This window comes from Moraxella macacae 0408225 (genome assembly GCF_000320365.1).
In the GTDB taxonomy this organism is placed as follows: Bacteria; Pseudomonadota; Gammaproteobacteria; order Pseudomonadales; family Moraxellaceae; genus Faucicola; species Faucicola macacae.
This window is the reverse complement of the sequence record NZ_ANIN01000002.1, coordinates 63276-88131: the sequence shown is the minus strand read 5'-3', so window position 1 is coordinate 88131 and position 24856 is coordinate 63276. Positions and strand designations below refer to the sequence as shown.

The following is a 24856-nucleotide window of genomic DNA, read 5'->3' as shown; positions in this document are numbered from 1 at the left end:
AGAATCCTTACTTTTTATAAGATTGTTTTAGTTGATATATTGCACACATGCGTTCTGTTATTTTTTCACCTACTGTATCAGGAATAATTCTCTCCCAACTATCAGAACTGGATGTACTGACATAATATTTTTCACTATGAACCACAGCGCCCGATACAGAATAATAATGAATCTCACCTATGTTATGTTTATTATTTAAACAATCTGCATACCAAAAACTTCTGTCTTCTTTGTATTTTTTACCCTTGGATTTACCACTAGGTATCGTCTGCAATTTTGGATAGTTATATTTTACCCAAGCGGTTACATAATACTTGTCTTTGTCATAGCCATTAAAATAATAGCCTTGTATACTGTCATTATCAATACTGATTTTTTTTCCAGCCATACCTGTTCCAACTAACGCCCAATCCGCTGCCATTGTCATTTGACTGCTTATTAATAACAAACTTGCTAACATTAATTTTTTCATAAAAATTCCTTAAAGTTCAAATAAATACATTAACCCACGGATTGTACCAATGGGGAAAAACAACACAAAATCAGCCACCGCCCACATGATTTTGTCATTTTGCACATCTTTTACAATGGCATAAATTGGCATAACAGCACTCAAAAAAATTCTAACTGCCACCACAATAAATACATATACACCAAATGCTGCTTCTTTTTTATTTACATCAGGCATGATAGTTTCCTTAAAAACAGTAACCATAGCTGTCATCGGAAAGTTGCCACTGACGGCCATTTTGATCTGTGCCTTTGCTGTTTAAAAGCATACTGCCTGCAACATGAAAATTAAGTTTAATGATGCTTGCTTTGCCTCTATCCCACCAAATCACCGCATAATGGCTAAACATATCATAATTACCAAAATACGGATTGCCAGTGGCTTGATTTAGTTCTCGCCCTTCATAGATTTGGGTTTGCACGCTATAAGATTTTGACCAACTGTAATTAGTCATGTATTTGGCACAAACATTTTTTACTTCATAGGCTTGAGCGTTGATTGATAAGCCTAACAATAAAAACAACGCCAGTTTTTTCATACATTTTTTCATAAAAACTCCTTTTACTTCCTAAACAGATTAACAATACCGTTGATAAGATATAAAATAAAACAATTCGCAAGAAATGAACCAAAAATATCAACCATTGCTAATTCATAAAATCCATATTGCAACGGCCCTGCATTTAAAACAACTGCCACAATAATAGACACAATAGGTATCCAAATTGGGAATTTCTGTTTGGCTTTAGGTTGATTTTCTGACATAAAAACTCCTTAAAATTGACTTTCGTCAATTGCTGTTGTGTGTAAATTGCCATTGATCTGCTGGATAAGTTCGATGGTATAACCTTGATTGTAATAAAAATCTAAAACTTCATCGGCTTTAGAATAACGCGTATTTTCACCAAATAAATGCTCTCTACCATACCAAGTATCGCCATAAGCGTATTTGATAATATACTCTCCACTTGGCAAATTCACATCTAAAGTTTCGCCACCACGAATAAAATAACTGACGATTTCAGCTTTTTCATTATAGGACTTAACAATTTTTACCCAATAATGACTGCCTGCACTGGTTTTAATTTGTAAAGGCGAATCACCGTGTAAATTAGGTTTGTTGGTTGCACCGGTTTCAGGTAAGGGCTGTGGACTAATCGGTGGCGTTATCACCGTATTTAACTGGGTTGTTAGATACTCTGCCCGCTCGTTTAATTGTGGCACTTCGCACAAATAACGATAAGCCTTGGCGGTATTTTTATTGCTGCTTTGATTGTTGCCATAGGCTTTACAGTCTTGTTCGCGTTTTTTGTTAATGGCTTTTTGTTCATCACGCAAAAAATCACGCACGCTTGGATGCAAACTATCCCAAACATAGTTAATATTGTTCACCGCCCTGTCATATTCAGATTTGGCAACATTTAGACTGGGTTCATTGCGTGTCTCTGTGTGCGTTTCTGTTGGTGTTTCTGTTGGCGTGTATACCGCTGTGGTTGCCACTGGGGGCGTTGGTGGTTCAGGCTGATTGTTGTTTTCGGTGGAATAGGTGCTTTCGGTGGTTTGGCTGCTTGTATCGATATCAGGTTTGGGTTGTTGTGCTACAGCACTAGATATCTGAATCAGATTCAATAGAAGATTAAAACCAACAATCCACCAAAAAGAGTACTCCTTTTCAAATTCCCTTCCATCGTCAACATACTCTTCTCTTGGATCATAACCAAAACGATTAACCCCTTTGGTTGGATTCTTAAAAAACAGTATGAATATATAAAATGGAATTAAAACCCACCAACCTTTCAGATTACAATCGTGTGCTCTTTTGATGGATAAAAAAAACAAAAAGTAAAGTGGTAGTAATTCTAGTAACATTAAAAATAATAATTCGCTAAAAACATAGGTATCCATTCCCTCGGCAATGCCTGTGGCACCAATACGCATAGTCCAATATACAATGATAGTAGGAATACCCAACAAAGCATAAGTACTTCGTTTCATTCTCCCATGAACCGACCAAGACGATGACTTTTTATTTTGCTGATTGTTGTTTTGATGATTTTGCGTATTGTTTTGCGTGTTGTTTTGCGTATTGGTATAATTATTCCATGTGCGATTTGAGCTGTTATTTTGAGTTTGATGGGCTTGATTGGCATTGGTTTGATTGGCATTGGCATTAAGTTTTGCCTCTTGCTCTTTTATCCAGCGATCATGCTCGGCGCGACTCACAGGATCAATCAATACATTATAAGCAGCATTGATGATTTTCATAATGCGCTCGGCATCAGGATTATTAGGATTTCTGTCTGGGTGATATTTTTGTGCCAAAGCCTTATAGGCCGCCTTAATCACTTCAGGCTGGGCATTGCGTGCGACACCCAAATTGTCATAGTGTGTTTTGATTTTTTTCATGATATTAATTAAAATTTATAAATTTCAGCAAAATTATGTTACAATAAACCAACCAAACTTTAAACCAACCCACACCTTGCATTTGCCAACTGCCAGTTGGCATTTTAGGAATTTTTTTATGATTGACTTTGACACCATTCGCATACTTCGCGAAGAACGCAACTGGACACAAGAGCAAATGGCCGAAAAATTGGGTTTAAGTCGTAATGGCTATGCCAAAATTGAAGCAGGAAAAAGCATGCCAAATTTAAAAAGATTACATGACATTGCCGAATTGCTTGATGTGCAATTTGCTGAATTATTAAAATCAGAGCATAAAAGCATTGTGCAAATTGGTGAAAATTATCACAGTAACAACAATTATTATAACCATGACGAAAAATTGCAAAGCGATGTTGCAAAACTGACCGCGGAAATAGACAAACTACAGCTTATTTTAAAACATCAACAAGAACGCATTGATGATTTAAAACTGCTCCTAAACCAAAAAGATGATATTATTAATGCACTCAAAGAACTCAATAAAAAAGATGAATTGATTGCCCTGTAAAGTATCATGAAAATAAAAGCACTGCTATGACACTCACCAAGCACAAAAAACCGTTCAGATATTACAATTATTTTGTTTTTATCGCCACTTTAATCTTTGCTGCATTTTTATGTTGGGGCGTGGTAGGCAGCACGCCCAGAATCCACGATATTTTGCTGATTTGGCTCATTCTAAATTGTCTATGGTTTAAGCCCATTGTGTTTAAAGTGTTTAGCCCACTTTTATTATTATGGGTGGTATATTTTCCCATTGGTTGGCAATTTGGCTATCCAAATTCAGCGATTATTGCTGCTGCCTTAGAAACCAATGTCAATGAAGCCACAGAATTTTTTGATCCATTTACATTATTGCTTTATTGTATTATTATTGTAGCCACTATTACTGTGATTTATTTAACCAAAAAGATCAAAATCACAACAAAACAGCACAAATTTTTTAAAGGTTTTAGCATTGTCTTAACGCTGTTATTTATTGGCAGCATTGCCCCCATTGGACGATCAAGTTTTAAATGGGGTTATTCTGAAATTTTAAATTTAATTCCTTATACAGTGAAGAGCTATCACGAATATAAAGAGTATAATAGCAAGTTGGCAACACTTTCACAAAGACCAATCGCTTGGCAAGTTAAAAGTTTTACCCCCAAATATCAAAATTACGTTTTTGTAATTGGCGAAAGTATGTCAAGATATTATATGTCATCATATAATTATCCTGTGAAAACCACGCCGTTTTTAGACAGCGTAAACGGTATAAAATACACCCAGTTTATTTCACCGGCCGGACATACAGCCGCTTCTGTGCCACGCCTTTTGAGCATTCCCAACCCAAAAGAAATAGAATTTCAAAACAGCATTTTAAATCTGGCCAAACAAGTTGGCATAAAAACCTATTGGCTTTCCAATCAAGACCGCGTTGGCATTTATGACAGTGAAATTTCTTATGTTGCCAATCACGCCGATTATTTGTATTTTTATGGCGAACATGTGCCTGTTGCATCGCATCGCTTTGATTATGAAATGTTGCCAGAAATTCAAAGAGTTATTCACGAACCAAGTGATAAACCCAAATTAATTATGATACATTTAATGGGTTCGCATCCGCGTTTTGTGAAGCGTTTGGATAAAAATCTACCGCGTTTTGACTTTAGCAATGGGTATTTATCCGATTATTTAAGCACCATTTACCAAACCGATATGTTTTTAAAACAAATTTATCAAGCATTGCAAACCGCCAACCAGCCGTTTAGCATGGTTTATACTTCCGACCACGGTTTACATCAAACCAAATTAAAACACGATGCCACCCAATTTACCCTAAGCACACCCCTGTTTAAATTATCCAGTGATGACACCACACAAATAACAAATAATAAGCCACAAGCAGGTTACGGTTTTGTATGGTATTTAACCGATTGGCTTGGCATTAAAACTTACAATCAAGCACAAAATACTTTTTTAAATCAAACCGAGCAAACCGATTTAAATACCGTGCCTGTATTTATTGAACGCACGACGGAATTTGCCAAATTAGCACCGTTTGATGGCAAGCTGTTATTGCCAAAAGAAAGCGAAATTAAGGAGCCACCAAAATGACACCATCATCAAAATACACATTGTCAGTGGTGATGATTGTCAAAAACGAAGCCAACAATTTAGCAATTTCACTGCCACCACTCAAAGATTTAGCCGATGAAATTGTGATTTTAGACAGTGGCAGCAGCGATAACAGCGAACAAATTACCAAACAATTTGGAGCAAAATGGCATGTCAATACCGATTGGCAAGGTTTTGGCAAACAGCGTCAATTAGCCCAAAGCTATGCAACGGGCGATTGGATTTTGGCATTAGATGCCGATGAAGAAATTACCCCAAAGCTTAAACAAAGCATTTTGGCGGTTAAAAACACCAAACCCGACAATACGGTTTATGGTATAAAACGACTGGATTTTATCTTTAATCAGCAAATTGACAATGCGTTATGGGGCGTAAAAGCCCATTGGCGTCTGTATCCAAAACATTTTTATTATGATGATAATTTGGTGCATGAATCGGTTGTATTAAACAATGCCCATACTAACAAAGCCAATACTAAAAAACTTGGCGGATTTTTACATCATCACACCGCTCCCACACCGTTATTTTGGCTAAAAAAACGCTTATCGTATGCCAAAGCATGGGCGGAAGATAGACATAAACAAGGTAAAAAAAGTAAATTTAGCAAAATTATTTTAAATCCATTATGGGCTTTTATTAAGCAATATTTTATTGATGGCAGATTTTTGCAAGGCTCGTATGGGCTGATGTATTCGCTGTTTTTTACTCAATACACTTTTAATAAATACGCCATTTTTTTTGATTTAAGCCACAATCAAGCCAACGCCGCTTTTTTGCACTCAACCGCCCTGACAAAAAATTTACAACCCGTTGATTTATCCGACAAAAAATCCACTTTGTCGCTTGTGATGATTGTCAAAAACGAGTCCAAACATTTGTCAGCTTGTTTACAAACCGCCAAAGATTTAGCCGATGAAATTGTGATTTTAGACAGTGGCAGCAGCGATAATAGCGAACAAATTGCCAAACAATTTGGAGCAAAATGGCATGTCAATACCGATTGGCAAGGTTTTGGCAAACAGCGTCAATTGGCTCAAAGCTATGCAACGGGCGATTATATTTTGGTGCTGGACGCCGATGAACGCCTTGACCAAAATTTACGCACCGCGATAGCCTTGGTATTAAAGCAGCCCGTGCAACGGGATAAAGTGTTTGCCTTTGCTCGGATTAACTATTTTTGTGGCGTGCCAACCCACCTAAATGGTTGGTATCGAGATTGGGAAAATCGTTTGTATGCCAATAATTTTGCTTACAATGACTTGGACGTGCATGAATCTGTGGACAGCAAAAACGCTGCCATCGTAAAATTAAACGGACTACAGCACCACCACACCAACGATGATTTGTATCATTATATTGACAAACGCATCCGCTATGCCCATGATTGGGCGGTGGATAAACACCGTCAAAACAAACGCTGCTCACTTGTTGGCATACTTTTGCGTGCTGGATTTTCGTTTATGCGTGAATACATCATGCGTGGACAATTTTTAGCAGGGCGTTATGGCTTGATTGCCTCCGTGGTGCTGATGTTTTATACCTTGGATAAATACCTGATTTTATGGTGGTTAAACCATACAAAGCACAAAAACTAACCGCTGCACACCAAGTCCAATCGGATTGTTTTGATCGCACAAATATTTTATAATGCCAAAAACCAACCAATTAAAAGAGCCAGTCATGTCAAACAACCTTTTTTCTACCGAAATGCAAGCCCAATTGCAACAGCTAAAAACCGAACTTTCTAAAGGACGCACCTTAAACAACAACAGCAAACCTGTCGAAAACGTCGCATTACCAAGCAAAAACCAAGTTGCCAAACAAGTCAAACAATACAACAGTGAACACATTGACGATGACAAACTGCTATTTATGCAAGCTATGACAGGTGTTCGTCCCATCAAAGACAAAAACCGAGCTGATAAAAACCTGGCCAACACAAACAAACTTGGCCAAAAATCCGATGTTGCCACTCTTGCCAAACGTGCCGCCGCCCAAGGCAATACTGATGATAACAATCACCAACTTTCTGACATGCAGGCTCTATTAAACCCTGTATCAGGTGATACTTATCTATCCTACAAAATACCAACCTTACCCAACAAAGTATTTAACGCATTAAAACAAGGCAAAATCCGTTGGCATGATGCAGTAGATCTGCACGGTTCAAACATTGAACAAGCCAAAAAAGCAGTCAGTAAACTCATCACACAAGCCTACAAAACCAACGAAAGTTCGGTAAAAATCATTCATGGCAAAGGCATAGACAGCATTTTAAAAACCTGCGTAAATGGTTGGTTACGCCAAATCCCTGAAGTTTTGGCTTTTTGCTCCGCCCCTGCTCAACAAGGTGGCAACGGTGCGGTATTGGTATTGTTAAAAAAATCGGAAGCCGCCAAAAATGCCTAAATCAGCAACCATTGGAATCATCTATGCAGGTGGAACGTTTGGCAGTCATGGCAATCCGCTAAAAAGCCTTGACAATTCCACATTTTTACCTATCTTAACCGATATTTTAGAGCAACATTTTGCCCACAAAACCACCACACATTGGCAAATTCTGCCCAATCCAATTGTGAAAGACAGCAGTCAATTAACGCCTGCTGATTTTGCTCATTTTTATCAGTTGATTATTCAGGCTTATCAAAGCGGCATTTATCAGTTTGTGTTACTAACAGGTACGGATACACTAAGTTATTTGGCGGCGTTTTTGGCACACAGTCTCGCTGATAGTGATATTTGCGTGATTGTAACAGGGGCAATGCAACCACTGCTACAGCCACTTTCACCCAAATACACGCTAAATCCTGCCAGCGATGCCAGTAAAAATCTGCTACAAAGCTGTCATTTAGCCCTCACAGGTACAGCCGGGGTATACGCATGCTTTGCTTATGACCATTGGCCAGCCCAAACCGTACAAAAAATCCACAGCCACGATACCATTGCCTTTACAGGACATCAAAACGCCGGCTACCCTGCAACCAGTTACCATCAATTTACCGACAAGCAATTTACCACCAAACGTGAAATTTGGTTAACACAGCATTTAGAAAATCTAGACAATACCCTAAAAAATTTGGCAAACGCTAAAATATTGCCAATTTTTTTAACTCCAATGTCAGGCGATGATTTGGCAAACCTTTTGCAAAACATGCTAAAACACAAACCCGATGCCTTGATTTTATTGGGTTTTGGTGCAGGAAATTTACCGCACAGCCAAGCAGTAGAACAAGCCTTAATCCAAGCCTATACGCAAAACTGCTTGGTTGCAATTAGCACCCAATGCCCTTTTGGTGGTGTAAGCAACAGCTATCAGGCCGGCGCATGGCTAAATGAATTTTATGTGTTCAACACAGAAAGTTTAACCGTTGCAACAATTTTTGCCCGCTTGTTGTGGCTTGTTGCAACGGTTAATCAAGTACAAAACAGACGTCAAGTTTGGCAAAAAATGTTAAAGAAAAACTAAAATATCACCCAAACCCAACGGTTGAATGAATTATTTTTTACCGCCCTTGCCCTGCACCGCTTTAAAACGCGGATTGGATTTACAAATCACAAAAACCCTCCCACGACGACGCACAATTTGACAGTCTTCATGACGGTTTTTGGCAGATTTTAATGAGCTTAATACTTGCATACAAATACTCCGATTAACAATAAAAAATAGTCTACAAAAATAATCCATAATGGGTAAAATGTTATATTATAACATAATGCTTATTTTTGCAAGTTTTTCCAATTGTTTTATTTATTCATATCCGATTTTATGCTACTATGTAGCATTTAAAACCCTTGAACACGCACATTTAAATCAACCATCGAACCGAACAAGGCAACTTTCGTGATACATATTTGGCTCCCATCTCCCAACGCACCGCTTCGGATTTGGCAAGCGACCAGTCAAGATTGGCAAATTGCCGAAAATTGGCAAGAACTTGCAACTTTAATCGGCTTGCAACACCCAAAAAACAAACAAACTTGTCTGTATTTTCCAAGCATGCTTTTGCTTCACATTCAGCCAAATTTAAATGCCACGCAACTAAAACAGCTCGGTGAACTGGGGCGAAAATATTTATTTGAAGAACTTAGCATAGCCCCTGTGGAAGACTTACAAATCAAAACGCTAAATAATAACAATTTATACGCCCTCCACGCATCTGACCGTAAACAGTGGGAGAATTTGGCAAATTTGTCAGGGCTTAATATCGTCGCAATGCTACCGGATTTTTGTTTGCTAGATGATTATTTATTCAATGCCAACGATTCAGACACAACCACCAACCAAGCAATTTTTTATCAAGACAATGCCACACAATTGCTAAAAACCACTCAACAGCAAGGTTTTGCTATACCACATTTACCATTATTTTTACATAAATTATTAAAACAAACTTCAGAAAAATGGCAAATCACTCTCACAGGCAATATCGATACAAAGCTGACACAAGAACTTGATTTATTAGAAAATATTGATTATCAATTAAATAATTATTCACCAAAACCAATCACCGAACCACAACGTCATGCGTTAAATTTTGCCCTTAACAAAAAAAACCAACGCATTTCACCTTATGCCAAAGTCATCGGTTTTGTGGTGGTTTTGGCCTTGTTAACCTTGTTTGTTGTCGATGGTTTGCGCATTTATCATTATCAACAAGCCACCAAACACACAAAAACCTTGCTAAAACAACAATATGAACAATGGTTTCCTAATGAAAGTTTTAACCCTCGCTTAAAAATTGACAAACAAATTGCCAATAAACTCATCAATCAACAAAATAATGATAACGGCTTAATGACCGTGTTGGCTAGCATTCAGCCAATTTTGCAACAAAATGAGATCATTGCCAAGCAGCTTAATTACCAAAACAATCGCTTACAATTACAACTCATTGCCAAAGACAGCGACAGCCTAACCCGTGCAATAAACGCCCTAAACACCCAGCAGATTCATGCAAAATTAGGGACGGTTACACCGAGCGAAGCAGGAGCGGTTGCATCGGTAGAGATTGGTTTGTCTTAAAACACAATGAATTTTTTAAAATTAATACGGTATTTTCAATGAAACAATTAACCAATTCTTGGCAGAATTTACACGAAAAGTATAACGGTTTAGCCTTTCGTGATAAATTGGCGTTGTGGGTATTGGGGGTATTTTTAGGATTTTTGGTGTTTGGTTATGGTGGTTACAGCTTACATCAAAAAGCCAACGCCAGTCAAAAAGCCTATGACGCAGCGATAAGCGATGTGTTTTGGTTACGCAGTCAAGCAGGCAATATCAATCCAAGCCAAAACCAAACAAACCCAGTTGACAGCCTACAACAAATTTTAACACAATCAGGCGTAACAGGACAGGTTGCCCAATCAGGGGAAAACATTCAACTGAATTTTAGCCATTCACAAGCAATTGTGATAAACAATGTGTTTAATCAAATTCAACAACAAGGTTTTAACATTCAACAATTACAAATTAACCAAACAAGCCCTGACAAATTAGATGTACAAAGCGTGGTATCGTATTAATTTTAACGCCTTATTTGTCAAGCCTTGATGGTAAGAAATGGTAAAATTTACCATGCAAAATTATAAAATTATTGTGCGATCCATTGGCGGATTTTTTCACGTTCTGTCGGCGTTGCTTGTAGCCATAATTGCATAAATTGATCCAATGTGTTGTCTTTAGGAGCAGATGCATTGGCAGTTGTTGCTGTGTTTTTTGTTGTGTTTTCTAGTGCACCAATCGTTTGTTGATTGGATTCTAGTGATTGTGAACCACCAAACACACCACCCAATGCCGAACTCAAGCCCATAAAAACATCCGAATCGCCAGCAACACCAGTTTTACTGGCAATGGTATTAACACCTTGCATTACCGCCAGCGTAGGATTTTTTGCATAATCTTTGGCATCTTGATAATCATCTGGCTGATTTGCCATAACAAGCGTATAGCGTTGGTTGTCCGCCAATTCCACAGGAATACTTACATTGCCAGAACGCAATATATCGTGCTGATCCTGACGAAGATCATACAATCTGTGGTATTTTGCTGTAATGACGTGTTTGCCCGGCGTTAAAATAAACTGGCGTTTTGGTTTAGAAAACAGCCCAGTTTTTATCTCTTGTCCATTAATCGCTGTAACAACCGTATAATCGCCCACATTTAAGGTAACTTCAGCCACCGCAGGCATACTCATTATGATTAGACCAACAAGGGCTAATTTTTTAACCAAAAGCATTTTTTACTCCATTAAGCATTTAAAAATCCAAAAAACTTTCTTCTTCATCAAAATCAAATTCTTTAACTTCGTGCAACAAGGTTTGTTCATCAATAATTTGTGCCGCTTGGGCAATTTTGGCTTTGGTGATATTGCGCACATTAGAAAATATAGGCTGTAAACAAGTTAACACATCAAGCATCGCCCCTATGCGTTCAGGGCCTTTTGCCAACAAATGTTCAATAATGCGTGGGTCAAAATGCCAATTGCGACGTTTTAACACTGCTTGCAAAATCAATTCTCGATCTTGACGATTTGCCCCTGATGGCAACTGAAACGTGGCTGATTTTGCCAACCGCGAAACCAAATCTTTTAATTTAAAATCCAACTGGCCAACAGGCTTACGACTGGTAAAAATCAAGGTATGCCCATACTCATTGCTCAAATTAATCAGATGAAAAATCGCCTCTTGCCAATAATCATAACCCTCCACACTGTCAATATCATCAATGGCGATCACCTCCATGCTTTCAAGGGCGTTTAGCACCATCGGATCGGTGGTTAACAAATCCTTAAGCGACAAATACATAACCGACTTGCCACTATCACGAAATGACTCACAAATCGCTGATAATAAATGGGTTTTTCCAGTATCTGCATCGCCATATAGGTAAATCTGTGATAACAACCCAATGTGCAACTGACGCACCATATCCACCATCGCCATCCACCCTGGCCCGACAAAATCACTGATACTGGCATCTTGTTTGATATCTAAATAAAGGCTAAGTTGCTGCTCTGCCATTCACACACTCGTGAGTTAAAAACAATAAAAGTTAAAAAAACATAAAAGTTAAAAACAATAAACTTGCTTATTATAACGGTTTTTGTCAATATTGGGTAAAAATTTTGTGAAAAATTTTATAAATTGATAATTTTTTAATTTTTTATAATTTTTGACAAAATAGCCAATAAAAAAGCGACTTTTTATAAAATCGCTTTTTGTTAATATTTCTGATTGTTAAGATTTCTTTGTCAATGCTTTAGCCTAAATAAGCATTGTACATCCAAATAAGTTTTTCTTGGGCTTGCACATAACCTGTTAAAATATCCGCCGTGCCTTGATCTTCCACGCTTTCGGTAAACTCAATCACCTCGCGTTGTTTTGCAATTAACACGCTTAACCCTGTCAACAAACCTTGCACACAGCCACGCCCATCAAAAACATTTTTGTCTTCTTTAATGCTGGATACTTTCACAAAATCACTATACGCATGGGCTGGCGTTCCGCGAATGGTTAAAATACGCTCGGCAATTTCGTCAATTTGTAATTGCAGTTCGGTGTATAATTCTTCAAATTTAACGTGCAAGGTAAAAAAATCCGAACCTTTAACATTCCAATGATAACCACGCACGTTCATATAAAAAATATGGTAATTCGCTAAAATTGCATTGAGTTGATCGGCTACTTTATTTAAATCCGATGCCTCAAGACCAATGTCGGTTTTTTTTGTGGCAGGTTTTTTGGAAGTGGTGGCTTTTGCCATGATGATCTCCTTGTGTTACGGTTGTTTTTTCGGTAATTGTTTAACTTTTTTAACTTTTTCATTCAAAAATATAGCAATGCAATAAATACAGCAATGCAATAATAGCATAGCTAGCATAGCAAATTTTTGTGTGATTTAGCAAAAAGAAACTGTTGTTTTTTTGTTGTTGTGTTTTAATTTATTAAGTTTTGATTTATTAAGTTTTATTTTTCTAAGCCTTATTGTGGTTTTGACTGTCTTTTAGATCAAAACCTTGAATACCAACATATTCTTGTAAATGATTTTTCAAGGTTTCAATCGGAAATTTTTGTTTTTCAAGGCGTTTTGGGATAATTTGACTGCCTCGTTGCCCTTGCACATCAAACATCATGACGATAAAATCTGTGGTTTCTTGCCAATTTGAAATATTATCCCATTTGATGATGGCTTGTTGCATTTGATTGCCACGCACAAGCGGTTGATTATAACCTTTTGGCATTTTTGGCATGTTGTTTAGTGGCATACTCATCACCAAACCGTGTTGCTGAATGCCAATTTTCATGGTTTTCATTTCGTCCGGCATGGGCTGGGCGGTCATTTGTTTTTCAAACTCTTGCTTGGCATACCATTTTAGGCCATAAGTACGCGCCAACAGATAAATTGCAACACCGACAAGCATAAGCCAAAAAATAATACTGGAATAGCCTTGCAAAAACACAATGCCTGCCAATGCGATCGCACCAACAATCGCAACAATTACCCAAGTTTTTATGCCAATTTTCATCAATTGTTGATTATTGCTGTCAAACAGCTGTGTCTGAGCTTGACGAAATTCCGCTTGAGTCAAATTTAAATCCACAGGTTGCAACGTATAAGGATAAAGCGCCATGATCCCTCATTCCCATTAAAAGTTGTTTGCAAAATTGACTATATTACCTTGCTTTTGCTAAAAAATAAACCAACACGCCAATTTTTTTCCCAATTTTTTGTAAAAAAGCAAAAAAATATAAAAAATTTGGCAATAAAGATGAAAATTTGGCAAAAAATTGCTATGATGACACTTATTTTAACCATTGTTTTAACCATTATTTTGATTGGCAGATTTTATCCAAGAATATATTCAAAGAGATTCGCATGATTGACCAAAAACTATTAAGAACCGAACTTGATACCGTTGCTACAAAACTTGCCAAACGCGGCTACAAGCTTGATAAAACATTTTGGCTGGGTATAGAAGAACAGCGCAAGGTCTTGCAGGTGAAAACCGAAGATTTGCAAGCCAAAAAAAACGCAGGTGCAAAAAAAGTCGGTGAATTAAAACGCAAAGGTGAAAATACCGATGCGTTAATGCATGACATGCAAACCATCAGTGAACAAATGAAACAAGCTGAAGAGGCATTAAGAACACTCCAAGAAACCATAACACAAGCCTTGTTAGCCTTGCCAAATTTGCCCGATGACAGTGTGCCTGTTGGATTAAACGAAAATGACAATGTAGAAATTCGTCGTTGGGGCACACCTTGTACTTTTGATTTTGCCATCAAAGATCATAGTGATTTGGGTGAAAATTTGGGCTTATTGGATTTTGAATTGGCAAGCAAATTGACAGGTTCGCGCTTTAGCGTTCTAAAAGGATCCTTGGCTAAATTAAACCGTGCACTGGTTGCTTATATGTTAAATGTGCATACCCAGCGTGGCTACACCGAGATGTATATGCCTTATATGGTAAATTCTGACAGTTTGTTAGGTACAGGGCAATTGCCAAAATTTGAAGAAGATTTGTTTAAATTGCGTGGTGATAAAGCGTATTATCTGATTCCAACCAGTGAAGTGCCACTTACCAATACCGTACGCAATGTGATTTTGGCCGATACAGATTTACCGATTAAACTTACCTCCCATACGCCCTGCTTTAGAAGCGAGGCAGGATCTGCAGGGCGAGATACGCGCGGACTTATTCGTCAACATCAGTTTGAAAAAGTAGAAATGGTGCAAATTGTACACCCTGATAAATCTATGGAAGCATTGGAGGAGATGACTGCACAAGCCGAGTTTATTTTGCAAAGTTTGGGGTTGCCTTATCGCACAATTGTACTTTGTGGCGGTGATATGGGTTTTGGGGCAATGAAAACTTATGACATCGAGGTGTGGTTGCCAAGCCAAAATACTTACCGTGAAATTTCAAGCGTATCCAACTGTGGTGATTTTCAAGCACGACGCATGCAAGCAAGATTTAAATCAAAAGACAGCAAAAAAAGTGAACTTGTGCATACCCTAAACGGTTCAGGGCTTGCGATCGGTCGCACTTTACTTGCTATTATGGAAAATTACCAAAATGCCGATGGCACAATTGGCATACCAGAAGTGTTGCGTCCGTTTATGGGTTGTGATGTGATTGGTTAAAGACTGCTTAAATATTACTTAAAAAACTGTTAAAAAACTGTTTAGAATACAACAAACAAAATAGGTCGTCAATTTGACAACCTATTGTTATAACATTGTAACTTATACGCATAAAAACTTATACGCATAAAATCAGTCCATGTTACGCCCTTTTTTTGCACCAATTGCCAAACGTAAACCATTTAAACGGATAAAACCTTCTGCGTGTTTTTGGTTGTATGAACCTGCATCATCTTCAAATGTTGAGATTTTGCTGTCAAACAGTGATTTTTCAGAATCACGTCCAACCACAATCACATTGCCTTTGTACAGTTTTAAACGCACCAAACCGTCTACATCTTTTTGGCTTTCATCAATTAACGCTTGTAACATTTTGCGTTCAGGACTCCACCAGTAGCCGTTATAGATGAGTTTGGCATAACGTGGCATAATGTCATCTTTTAAGTGAGCCGCTTCACGATCAAGCGTGATGGACTCAATAGCACGGTGGGCTTTTAGCATAATCGTGCCTGCTGGTGTTTCATAACAACCACGCGATTTCATACCAACATAGCGGTTTTCTACAATATCAAGCCGCCCGATGCCGTGTTTGCCACCCAGTGCATTAAGTTTAATCATCACCTCATGCGGTTTTAATACCTCACCGTTAATGGCGACAATATCACCTGATTTATAGGTTAATTCCACATATTCAGGCGTATCTGGAGCTTGTTCTGGACTAACTGTCCAACGCCACATGTCATCTTCAGCTTCAGTCAATGGATCTTCTAACACACCGCCTTCATACGAAATATGCAACAAGTTTGCATCCATAGAATACGGTGATTTTTTCGTTGCTGATGCAAAATCAATCGGAATGTTGTGCTCTTTGGCATACGCCATCAAGGTTTCACGACTGGTTAAATCCCAAATCCGCCAAGGAGCAATGGTTACCAAATTCGGATCCAACGCATCCACACCCAGTTCAAAACGCACCTGATCGTTGCCCTTGCCTGTTGCACCGTGAGAAACTGCATGGGCTTTATGCATGCGTGCAATTTCTGCCAAACGCTTGGCAATCAATGGCCGTGCAATTGATGTACCGAGCAAATATTCACCCTCATAAATGGCATTGGCACGAAACATCGGAAACACATAATCACGCGCAAACTCTTCGCGCAAATCCTCAATATGAATGTGCTTAACACCCATAGCTTGGGCTTTGGCACGCGCAGGCTCAACCTCTTCACCTTGCCCCAAATCTGCGGTAAAAGTAATCACCTCCGCGTTATAAGTGTCTTGTAGCCAACGCAAAATCACCGATGTATCCAAGCCACCTGAGTAAGCAAGGACGATTTTTTTGATATCGTGTGAATTTGACATAAATCCCTCCAGTGGTTTTGTTTCATTAAAAAACTTGTTGCAAAAAAGAAAAATTGTGTTGATTGTAACCTAATTTTAGCCAAAGTGTAAACAAAAAGTGCTAAAATTTTGCAAAAAATGCTTATAAAATTCATAACTTTTGATTGTAAATCCAATGATTAAGCCAAGTAAAATCTAAAAAGCCTAAAAAACCTGCGTTTAATTGTGTTGTTTTTGCTCAAAAACTGCTATCATTAGCCAAATTTTTTACCGAACATTGTCCAAAATCATTGTCAAAAATAAAAAGCGAAATTATCATGAAAGAATCCATCAACACCTTGACTATGAACGCACCTGACGATTGGCATATCCATCTGCGTGATTTTGATGCCTTGGCGACCACTGTGCCACATGTATCTGCCAACTTTCGCCGTGCCATTTGTATGCCAAATCTTGTGCCACCCATTAAAACCACCGCCCAAGCCATAGCCTACCGCGAACGCATTGTAGCCCACATTCCAAGCGACAGTATCAGCCAACAGTTTGAGCCGTTAATGGTGCTGTATTTGACCGAAAACTTAACAGCACAAGATATCGAAGAAGCGGTAAATTCTGGCATTGTCAAGGCGGTAAAACTTTATCCTGCAGGAGCAACCACCAATTCAGATGACGGCGTTACCAACATCAATCACTGCACGGACGTATTTGCCAAAATGGAATCGTTAGGCTTGCCTTTATTGTTGCATGGTGAAGTAACGCATGAACATGTGGATATTTTTGATCGCGAAAAACGGTTTATTGATGAAGTTTTAACCCAATTAATCTTTAAATTTCCTAAACTAAAAATCGTATTTGAACACATCACAACCAGCGATGCGGTAGATTTTGTCCTATCACAAAGCAAAAATATATGTGCCACGATTACCCCACAACATTTGTTGTTTAATCGCAATCATCTGCTTGTTGGTGGCTTAAAACCGCATTTTTACTGCTTGCCTGTGTTAAAACGCCAAAGTCATCAACAAGTGCTGCTTGATGTGGCAACCAGTGGCAACCCAAAATTTTTTGCAGGAACAGACTCAGCCCCTCACGCAACACACGCCAAAGAAAATGCCTGTGGCTGTGCCGGCTGTTACTCCGCACCGCTTGCCCTGTCGCTATACGCCCAAGCCTTTGATAAAGTGGATAAATTGGATAAATTGGAAGCTTTTATGAGCATTAATGGGGCAAAATTTTATGGCTTGCCTGTCAACAGTGATAAAGTAACCTTGGTGCGTGATACATGGCAAGTACCTGATTTTTATGAATATTTAGGTGATAAAACTTTAACACCACTCATGGCAGGACAAAAACTTGATTGGAAAGTATTGCCTTTTGGACTTGCTGTATAAGCCACAAATTTAAAGCCAATTAAGCAATTAAACAATTAAACAATTAAACAAAAATAATAAATTTTACTAAAGTTTTTATTAAAAATATTTACTAAAAAAATATTTACTAAAAAGAGTGTATATGACTGCTAAATTATCACCAATTTCTGAACGCTTTCGCAATTATCTGCCTGTGGTGGTAGATGTAGAAACCGCAGGTTTTAATCCAAAAACCGATGCTTTGCTTGAAATTGCCTGCATTCCAATTTTACTCAATCACGAGGGCAAATTTTACCCAGGCGAAGCAATCAACGCCCACATTGATCCCTTTGATGGGGCAAATTTGGAACAACGCGCGTTAGAATTTACAGGAATTAAAGTAGACAGTCCGATGCGCAAAGCAATTGCCGAAGATGAAAAAACCGCGATAAAACGCATTTTTAAACACTTAAAAACCATTCGCCAACAAAACCATTGCAACAAATGTATTTTGGTGGGGCATAACGCCCATTTTGATTTAAATTTTTTAAATGCACTCATTGAACGCACACGCACCAAAAATCAAAACCAATTTCATCAGTTTTCAGTGCTGGATACAGTAACGCTATCGGCTTTGGCATTTGGCCAAACTGTGCTGGCACGTGCTTGTCAGTACGCAAACATTGAATTTAGTGGCAATGACGCCCATTCTGCTTTGTACGATACCCAAAAAACCGCAGAATTATTTTGTCATATTCTCAACAATTATCCGATGTTAACAAGCACTTTTATCCAAAAAAATGACACAAACACTCAACCAAACACGTTAAGTCCTTAAAAAGACACTCAAACATAAATCAGATTTTAACCAACAAAACTGCGAACAAAACAAACACCAACAAAATCACCAATAAGCCCAATTTTTTCCAATACTTGTTCTCTTCGGTGCGTGTTTGTTTTAACATTTCTGCACTGTTAAACGCTTGTTGCAATTGTTTAGCCTGATTATGACCGTGTTTGGCTGCCTGATTGAGCCAATATTCGCCTTGTTTGACGTCCAAATCCAACAGATCGCCACTAAAATACAACTTACTTAACAATTTTTGTGCTCGATTATCGTGCAATTTGGCCGCTTGTTTTAGCCACTTTAATCCTTGTTCACTGTTTTTGTCAATTCCCAAATAAGCATTGCCACGCAACGCCCACAATGCCAAACGCAACATGGCATCGGTGCTATTGGCATGAGCGAATTTTTGTACAACTGCAAGGGCTTTTTGGTGATGGTTTTTAACTTTTGGATTGGCCAAAACCTCAAGTGCCTGATGGTAAATTTGTTGATGTTTTTTAGAAACATTGTCCGATAAATCAATAACTTGTAAATCATGCTCCAATTCGCTAAAGCTGTCTTTGGCAACAGTTTGCGTATCAATCATGGATTTTTTTTGATTGAGTAAATTTTTATGTAATTTTGGATTGGCAAGGGCTTTGGTGGTTTTGGTATGCTTAATTATTGTTGGCTGTGCTTTGTTGGTTTTTGGTTCAATTGGTGGTAAATTTTCTATCGCTTGCTGCTGATTTTCAGGCTCGCCCATTTCATCTGCAATTTGCATACTGACATGATGAAAATCACCCAACCCATATTCACAATGTGCAACAATGGTTTTGGTTGGCTGAAATAAGTGCTTGGCAAAATAATTTTTCTCAAAATTTGTTTGTCCTTGCGTCCATAAATTCGCCAATTCTGCCAATTCTGTCGCTTGCAATGTATCAATCAACGGATTGTCATCATCGGCAATAACGATAAAATCAGGAGGGCTTGTGGCTTTTGTTGACATGGTCATAAAACACTCAGCAAAATTTGTTAAAATTTAAACCCCCATTTTAGCCCAAATCACCCAAATAGTAAAAAAATTTTGATAGTGGGTTGTTTTGGCATAGCATTTTTTTATAATCTTTGTTACAATGGTGGTTTTATTTTGTTAATTTTTTTTGTAAAAAATTTTGTTAAAAAGGGTAATATCATGGCACGAGTCACTGTAGAAGATTGTCTTAAAAATATTCACAACCGTTTTGATTTGATTTTGGTGGCAAGCAAGCGTGCCCATCAAGTTGCTCGTGGCATATCCGAACCTATGGTAAACCCGGATCATGATAAGCCTACAGTTATTGCTTTGCGTGAAATTGCTGATGGTTTGGTTGGTCGTGATATTTTGAACCAACCAGAACGCGAAAACCCAAAATTTCAACGTGCCGAATTAAACTTATCAAGCGGTCATGGTTTTTAACAAACTAATAACACGTTAGGCATATCCGCTCAAACACATTCCATTCAAACACATAAAGTCATCATTTTGATGGCTTTTGTTTTTTTTGTGTTGATTGCTGATTGGTTGGTTGTTGGTTGTTTTATTTTTTATCTAAATACCAAACATCAATTTTTTGAATAATAAAAACATTGACAGTTTATTAAAATTCATGTTTAAATTAGGATATTTTGTTATTGATGGTTGTTTTTTGGTCATTTTTCCCTATGTTAATTTAAAAACCTATATATTATTGTTAAAAGCTAAGTTAAGCTAAGCTAAGTTAAAAAGAATTAAGTTAAAAATAGGGTTTTGTCTGTTTAGCCACGATTTTTTAGGGGGAATTTATGCCAATTAACCAAAAATTTAGCCATCCGCTCGTTGATGATGCGGTCGCCTCTTTAATGCGAGCAATCAGTTATTTTTCAAACGAAAACCAACAAAAAGTGGTGCAAGCCTGTCATTTTGGTGATAAAGCCCATATCAAAGATAAGCGTAAATCAGGTGAACCGTATATCACCCACCCAGTTGCAGTGGCCGAAATTTTGGCGGGTTTTCGCTTAGATGTAGATGTGATCATTGCAGCAATTTTGCACGATACGGTAGAGGATACAGAAGTTACCGAAAGTCAGATTCATGAATTATTTGGCAAAAATGTGGTGAAAATCGTAGACGGCGTTACCAAATTAAAATCCGATAAAAATAAAGATAAAAAAACCACCAAAGCAGGCACCTTTCACAAAATTTTTACCGCAACCTTAGAAGATCCGCGTGTATTAATTGTTAAACTTGCCGATCGCCTGCACAATATGTCAACCATGGACGCCGTTCGTCCAGAAAAACAACGCTCCACCGCCCAAGAAACCCTTGATTTTTATGTGCCTTTTGCACGGTTGATGGGGCTTAATAATATCGCTGATTATATTGAGATTTTGTGTTATCGCAATTTAAACCCACAAATGTACAATACCTTGTCAGACAAAATGTTGCAACATGGTTTGGGGCGTAATTTTCAGACTGAAAATATTTATGCTTACTTAAATATTGTATTAAATAAACTAAATATTTGCGGTGATATTAAAGACATTGACAATAAAGTGGTGTTATACCGCCAATTTTTTAACAACCGTGGTGATATGAGCAGTTTGTTACGCCAATATGCCTTTATGATGGTGCTAAATAGCGTAGAAGATTGTGATAAAGTAGCAGATTATCTTATCAAAAAATACCAAATTCCAAACGAAAATATCGCTGACAATATCCGTAAACCATTAGCCGGAGGCAATCAATCTTTAACTTTGACTTATCAGAGGGATTTTGACAGTATCGAGGTGGTGATTTTAACTCAACGCATGCTGCAAGCATCGCGGCTTGGTGTGTTAATGAGTGATAGTGCATCGGCGGTGAGTCGCTCGGTGGTGCAAGCATCGTTACGCAATTTGCAAAGTTTGCTTGTGGATAAAGACAACCTTGCCGATGATGCACTGGATACTGTAAACAAACTGATGGATTATCTACACGAACGCAAAATTGTGTGTTATACCCCAAACGGCGATCCTCACGAACTGCCACGCGGTGCAACGGCTTTGGATTTTGCTTATGCGGTGAGTACAGGGCTTGGCAATAGTGCAACAGGGGCAAACATTAACAACGAAAAAGCCAAACTTGGTAGTGTGTTAAAATCTGGGCAATATGTAGAAATTGAAAGTGATCCGAAAGCTGAACCGAAAGCCGAGTGGCTTGGTTTTGTGGCAACCAATAAAGCCCGCCGTGCCTTACGTCAATGGTTAAAAGGCTTAACCGATGAACAGCGCCAACAACATGGGCATGATGCTTTTGCTCGTGCCTTAAAAAATCAAGGTCGCAACATTGATGAATTAAGCAATGAAGAATGGCAGCAACTGCTCGATTGGCGTGGCGTTAAAGAAAAAAGCGAGTTGTACCAACAAATTACCACAGGCGTGATATTGCCACAAATTATGGTATCGCGTTTATTTAGCCAACAACAGCTTGCTGAAAATCAAGCAATTGCCCATAACGCCCATCAACCACAAAGTTTAATTGCCGATGCAGTTGGCGTCGAGGTTGATTTTTCCAGTTGTTGCCATCCGATTTATGGCGATCGCATCGTGGGGCATTTATCCAAAAATGGCCTGGTTGTGCATCGTCATAAATGCTTTTCCATTGATGAAATTCGCCGTGAAAATCCCTATCAAGTCATTCCACTACATTGGCGACAATTTGAACAATACGCCGATGAACACCGTTTTTTCTTTGATGCGGTGCTAAAAATTTCCATGCCACTTAGCGATGAACAAACCAGTCAGGTGATTTTTGAGGTGCGTGAAGCCAACGCAGGGGTGGAAACGGTGAAAAATTTTCACGCTCACAGCTTGTTATTTTTAGTCATTGAAAACCGCGAACAATTATCGGATATTATCCATCGTTTGCGTAATGCACTTGGCTATCCCAACATTCAGCGACTCTACCAATGGCTTGAGGAGTTTTAACGCTTATTCAATTAACTGTATTTGCAATTAACTGTATTTGCAATTAACTGTATTTGCAACTGTGCGTGGCTAAAATTTTATTTTTCTTGCATTTTATTTTTCTTACACAATTGTATTTTGTTGGTGTTTTGTTGTATAATAAATGATAATTATTATCATTTTCATTTTTGACAAATCAAGCACACAGGAAAATATATGCCACGCCCTCTTTACACAACCCTTGCCATAAGCGTGATGAGTTTAATGTTAACCGCTTGTGGCAACCATACATCAAGTTCCAACCCATCAAATTCTAACCCTGCTAAGGTTGACAAGGTTGCACCAACTTTAACCTTACCAAAACTTACCAGTACCAATCAAACAGATTTTAACTTGGCCGGTAAAGTGTCAGACAATCAAGATACTTTGGGGCTTAATGTAATTGTCAAAAATTTAACCACGGGCAAACAAACTCAAAGTGTTACTGATGCTGATGGCAATTTTATCTTAAACACAAAACTAACATCGGGTGAAAACAAGCTACAAATCAGCGTATCAGACAAAGCAGGCAATCAAGCAAACCTTACCCAAAAAATCATTCTTGACAACACAGCCCCTGTGCTGACATTAACCACTCAAATCACCGATGAGATAAGTCGCACGAGCCAAATTGTGTTAACTGGTGTGGCAAGTGATAATTTACCACAGCCCTTAAAATTAAGCATTATTCAAGCGGATAACACCCAAAATTTTGACATTCCTAGCACTGGCAAGTTTACCATTCCTGTGGGTTTAATTGCAGGGGATAACCAGTTTATCGTATCGGTTAGCGACAGTGCAGGCAATACCGTTAAGCAAAATGGCAAGGTATATTTTGGCAACACGCTGGCAGCAGGCGGATCTCACACAGGGGCGATTGTTGATGGCAAAGTTTATGCGTGGGGGCGTAATAATTTGGGGCAAGTTGGCATGGGCAAAACCACCTCCCTTAAAGATACAGATCATTCAACCCGACCGTATTTAATCACTCAAGCACCAAACAACGCAGTTTCCATTTCTTTTAGCCAAAACCATTCAGCACTTTTAACCAAAGACGGTAAAGTTTACACTTGGGGAGATGATGAAAACGGCGAGCTTGGACGTGGTGATAGCGGACGCACAATTTGCACGGACAAAGTGGCAAATTGCCGTTTGACAATCGGTGCGGTTGATGGTTTAAATGATGTGATATCAATTGCCAGTGGGTATGCCCATCGTTTGGCATTGACAAAATCTGGTGAAGTTTGGGCGTTTGGCAGTAATAGCCAAGGGCAACTTGGACAAAATGTAAGCGTTAAAAACAGCAGTAAACCTGTGAAAGTCAATTTTAACAACGTCAATGTTGGCAAAATCATTCAAGTCATTGCCAGTGCCGATACGTCGTATGCCCTTGACAATAAAGGGCAAGTATGGGCGTGGGGCTCAAATCAATATGGCAACCTTGGGAATGACAAAATCTGTGATGAAAATGACAAAACCTTAACGCCAAATTGTTTGGTAAATTCTAGCACGCCACTGTTTGTGCCGTTTGCAAGTGATGTAAAAATCAGCGAGCTTGCCGCCGGACGCGATCATCTGTTGGCAATGACGGATAAAGGTCAAGTGTATGCTTGGGGCTTAAACTTTAGCAGTCAAGTTGGCTATCACGGCGAAGGGTATGTATACACCAATAAAGAATGGGCGGAAAACATTGGCAAACCGACGCTTTTGCCTTGGTCAACCAAAAAAACCGCCAAACACATTTATGCCAATGGCAACACAAGCTATGTCATGTTTAACAATCACACAATACAGCCATGGGGACTGTTTGGTGAAACCGATGCATTGGGCATTACCGATTATTTGGATTTAAACGAACCGACTGACAAATTGGCCAATTTAACCGTAACCGACATGGCAGTTGGAGCCTTGCACCAAGTGGCAAAAGACAAAAACGGCGGCGTTTTAACTTGGGGCTGGAGCTTTGAAGGATCGCTTGGTGACGGTGCGACACTTGCCAATACTCGCATGTACAACACGCCCATTAAAGTTTCGATAAAACCGTAGCTTACAGCATAATTGACAACAAAGCATAATTGACAACAAATTAACAACACAGCCAATTAACAACT

The 24856-nt window shown here is 38.5% G+C and carries 25 protein-coding genes; 13 read left to right on the top strand and 12 right to left on the bottom strand.

Features of this window, described 5'->3' with window-relative positions; genetic code table 11:
* Positions 1 to 7: 7 nt before the first annotated feature.
* From MOMA_RS09905 to MOMA_RS09875, 5 genes are read right to left on the bottom strand one after another with little or no spacing between them, the layout of a single operon-like run.
* Positions 8 to 472, bottom strand: a complete 465-nt coding sequence (locus MOMA_RS09905) for a surface-adhesin E family protein (RefSeq protein ID WP_009501570.1) — start codon at positions 470 to 472, stop codon at positions 8 to 10.
* A 9-nt stretch (positions 473 to 481) separates the two neighbouring features.
* On the bottom strand, positions 482 to 688 hold the full coding sequence (locus MOMA_RS05915; protein WP_009501569.1) for a hypothetical protein: 207 nt from the start codon (positions 686 to 688) through the stop codon (positions 482 to 484).
* A 10-nt stretch (positions 689 to 698) separates the two neighbouring features.
* Positions 699 to 1061 (bottom strand): hypothetical protein, encoded by a 363-nt coding sequence (locus tag MOMA_RS05910; protein ID WP_009501568.1) that lies wholly within the window; start codon positions 1059 to 1061, stop codon positions 699 to 701.
* Between the two features lie 11 nt (positions 1062 to 1072).
* Positions 1073 to 1276, bottom strand: coding sequence for a hypothetical protein (locus MOMA_RS05905; protein WP_009501567.1), 204 nt, complete (start codon positions 1274 to 1276; stop codon positions 1073 to 1075).
* A gap of 9 nt (positions 1277 to 1285) precedes the next feature.
* Positions 1286 to 2917 (bottom strand): DnaJ domain-containing protein, encoded by a 1632-nt coding sequence (locus MOMA_RS09875; protein ID WP_009501566.1) that lies wholly within the window; start codon positions 2915 to 2917, stop codon positions 1286 to 1288.
* 118 nt (positions 2918 to 3035) lie between these two features.
* Here MOMA_RS09875 and MOMA_RS05895 point away from each other — a divergent pair, with 118 nt between their 5' ends.
* From MOMA_RS05895 to MOMA_RS05875, 5 genes are all read left to right on the top strand, one after another.
* Positions 3036 to 3467 (top strand): helix-turn-helix domain-containing protein, encoded by a 432-nt coding sequence (locus tag MOMA_RS05895; RefSeq protein WP_040625239.1) that lies wholly within the window; start codon positions 3036 to 3038, stop codon positions 3465 to 3467.
* 26 nt (positions 3468 to 3493) lie between these two features.
* Positions 3494 to 5059, top strand: coding sequence for a phosphoethanolamine transferase (locus tag MOMA_RS09580; protein WP_009501564.1), 1566 nt, complete (start codon positions 3494 to 3496; stop codon positions 5057 to 5059).
* Positions 5056 to 6675, top strand: a complete 1620-nt coding sequence (locus MOMA_RS05885; protein WP_009501563.1) for a glycosyltransferase family 2 protein — start codon at positions 5056 to 5058, stop codon at positions 6673 to 6675. The genes MOMA_RS09580 and MOMA_RS05885 overlap by 4 nt, the downstream gene beginning before the upstream one ends.
* Before the next feature lie 85 nt (positions 6676 to 6760).
* The gene (locus MOMA_RS05880) at positions 6761 to 7489 is read left to right on the top strand and encodes a Smr/MutS family protein (protein WP_040625160.1); all 729 of its coding nucleotides are present in this window, start codon (positions 6761 to 6763) and stop codon (positions 7487 to 7489) included.
* Entirely contained in the window at positions 7482 to 8546 is a 1065-nt protein-coding gene (locus MOMA_RS05875) for an asparaginase domain-containing protein (protein WP_009501561.1), read from the top strand. The genes MOMA_RS05880 and MOMA_RS05875 overlap by 8 nt, the downstream gene beginning before the upstream one ends.
* A gap of 30 nt (positions 8547 to 8576) precedes the next feature.
* Here the strand turns inward: MOMA_RS05875 and ykgO are convergent, their stop codons facing one another.
* The gene (gene ykgO, locus MOMA_RS05870) at positions 8577 to 8717 is read right to left on the bottom strand and encodes a type B 50S ribosomal protein L36 (RefSeq protein WP_009501560.1); all 141 of its coding nucleotides are present in this window, start codon (positions 8715 to 8717) and stop codon (positions 8577 to 8579) included.
* 204 nt (positions 8718 to 8921) lie between these two features.
* On the opposite strand from ykgO, the gene MOMA_RS05865 reads away from it, so the two are divergent.
* Both MOMA_RS05865 and gspM read left to right on the top strand, forming a co-directional pair.
* Positions 8922 to 10103: a GspL/Epsl periplasmic domain-containing protein gene (locus tag MOMA_RS05865; RefSeq protein WP_009501559.1), complete on the top strand. Its 1182-nt coding sequence runs from the start codon at positions 8922 to 8924 to the stop codon at positions 10101 to 10103.
* A gap of 38 nt (positions 10104 to 10141) precedes the next feature.
* Positions 10142 to 10603, top strand: a complete 462-nt coding sequence (gspM, locus tag MOMA_RS05860) for a type II secretion system protein GspM (protein WP_009501558.1) — start codon at positions 10142 to 10144, stop codon at positions 10601 to 10603.
* A 68-nt stretch (positions 10604 to 10671) separates the two neighbouring features.
* Here gspM and MOMA_RS05855 read toward each other — a convergent pair whose 3' ends face one another.
* From MOMA_RS05855 to MOMA_RS05840, 4 genes are all read right to left on the bottom strand, one after another.
* Positions 10672 to 11316: a DUF2057 family protein gene (locus tag MOMA_RS05855; protein WP_009501557.1), complete on the bottom strand. Its 645-nt coding sequence runs from the start codon at positions 11314 to 11316 to the stop codon at positions 10672 to 10674.
* 19 nt (positions 11317 to 11335) lie between these two features.
* On the bottom strand, positions 11336 to 12100 hold the full coding sequence (locus MOMA_RS05850; RefSeq protein ID WP_009501556.1) for a DnaA ATPase domain-containing protein: 765 nt from the start codon (positions 12098 to 12100) through the stop codon (positions 11336 to 11338).
* A gap of 238 nt (positions 12101 to 12338) precedes the next feature.
* Positions 12339 to 12842, bottom strand: a complete 504-nt coding sequence (locus MOMA_RS05845) for a Dps family protein (protein ID WP_009501555.1) — start codon at positions 12840 to 12842, stop codon at positions 12339 to 12341.
* A 211-nt stretch (positions 12843 to 13053) separates the two neighbouring features.
* Entirely contained in the window at positions 13054 to 13710 is a 657-nt protein-coding gene (locus MOMA_RS05840) for a YcxB family protein (RefSeq protein ID WP_009501554.1), read from the bottom strand.
* Positions 13711 to 13955: 245 nt separating this feature from the next.
* Between MOMA_RS05840 and serS the strand changes: the two genes are divergently transcribed.
* Complete coding sequence (serS, locus tag MOMA_RS05830) at positions 13956 to 15224, top strand: serine--tRNA ligase (RefSeq protein WP_009501552.1); 1269 nt, start codon at positions 13956 to 13958, stop codon at positions 15222 to 15224.
* A gap of 132 nt (positions 15225 to 15356) precedes the next feature.
* On the opposite strand, the gene MOMA_RS05825 is transcribed toward serS, so the two are convergent.
* Positions 15357 to 16586 carry an argininosuccinate synthase gene (locus MOMA_RS05825; protein ID WP_009501551.1) on the bottom strand — a complete coding sequence of 410 codons (1230 nt, stop codon included), beginning with the start codon at positions 16584 to 16586 and terminating at the stop codon, positions 15357 to 15359.
* A 296-nt stretch (positions 16587 to 16882) separates the two neighbouring features.
* Between MOMA_RS05825 and pyrC the strand changes: the two genes are divergently transcribed.
* Positions 16883 to 17956: a dihydroorotase gene (pyrC, locus tag MOMA_RS05820; RefSeq protein ID WP_009501550.1), complete on the top strand. Its 1074-nt coding sequence runs from the start codon at positions 16883 to 16885 to the stop codon at positions 17954 to 17956.
* Between the two features lie 121 nt (positions 17957 to 18077).
* Positions 18078 to 18752: a ribonuclease T gene (gene rnt, locus MOMA_RS05815; protein ID WP_009501549.1), complete on the top strand. Its 675-nt coding sequence runs from the start codon at positions 18078 to 18080 to the stop codon at positions 18750 to 18752.
* A 19-nt stretch (positions 18753 to 18771) separates the two neighbouring features.
* Here rnt and MOMA_RS05810 read toward each other — a convergent pair whose 3' ends face one another.
* Positions 18772 to 19755 (bottom strand): tetratricopeptide repeat protein, encoded by a 984-nt coding sequence (locus tag MOMA_RS05810; RefSeq protein WP_009501548.1) that lies wholly within the window; start codon positions 19753 to 19755, stop codon positions 18772 to 18774.
* Positions 19756 to 19935: 180 nt separating this feature from the next.
* Here MOMA_RS05810 and rpoZ point away from each other — a divergent pair, with 180 nt between their 5' ends.
* The 3 genes from rpoZ (at position 19936) to MOMA_RS05795 (ending at position 24791) form a co-directional block, all read left to right on the top strand.
* Positions 19936 to 20199: a DNA-directed RNA polymerase subunit omega gene (gene rpoZ, locus MOMA_RS05805; RefSeq protein WP_040625234.1), complete on the top strand. Its 264-nt coding sequence runs from the start codon at positions 19936 to 19938 to the stop codon at positions 20197 to 20199.
* Positions 20200 to 20564: 365 nt separating this feature from the next.
* A complete protein-coding gene (locus tag MOMA_RS05800; RefSeq protein ID WP_009501546.1) occupies positions 20565 to 22727 on the top strand; it encodes a RelA/SpoT family protein in 2163 nt (720 codons plus the stop codon).
* A 195-nt stretch (positions 22728 to 22922) separates the two neighbouring features.
* Positions 22923 to 24791: an RCC1 domain-containing protein gene (locus MOMA_RS05795; protein WP_009501545.1), complete on the top strand. Its 1869-nt coding sequence runs from the start codon at positions 22923 to 22925 to the stop codon at positions 24789 to 24791.
* Positions 24792 to 24856 lie beyond the last annotated feature (65 nt).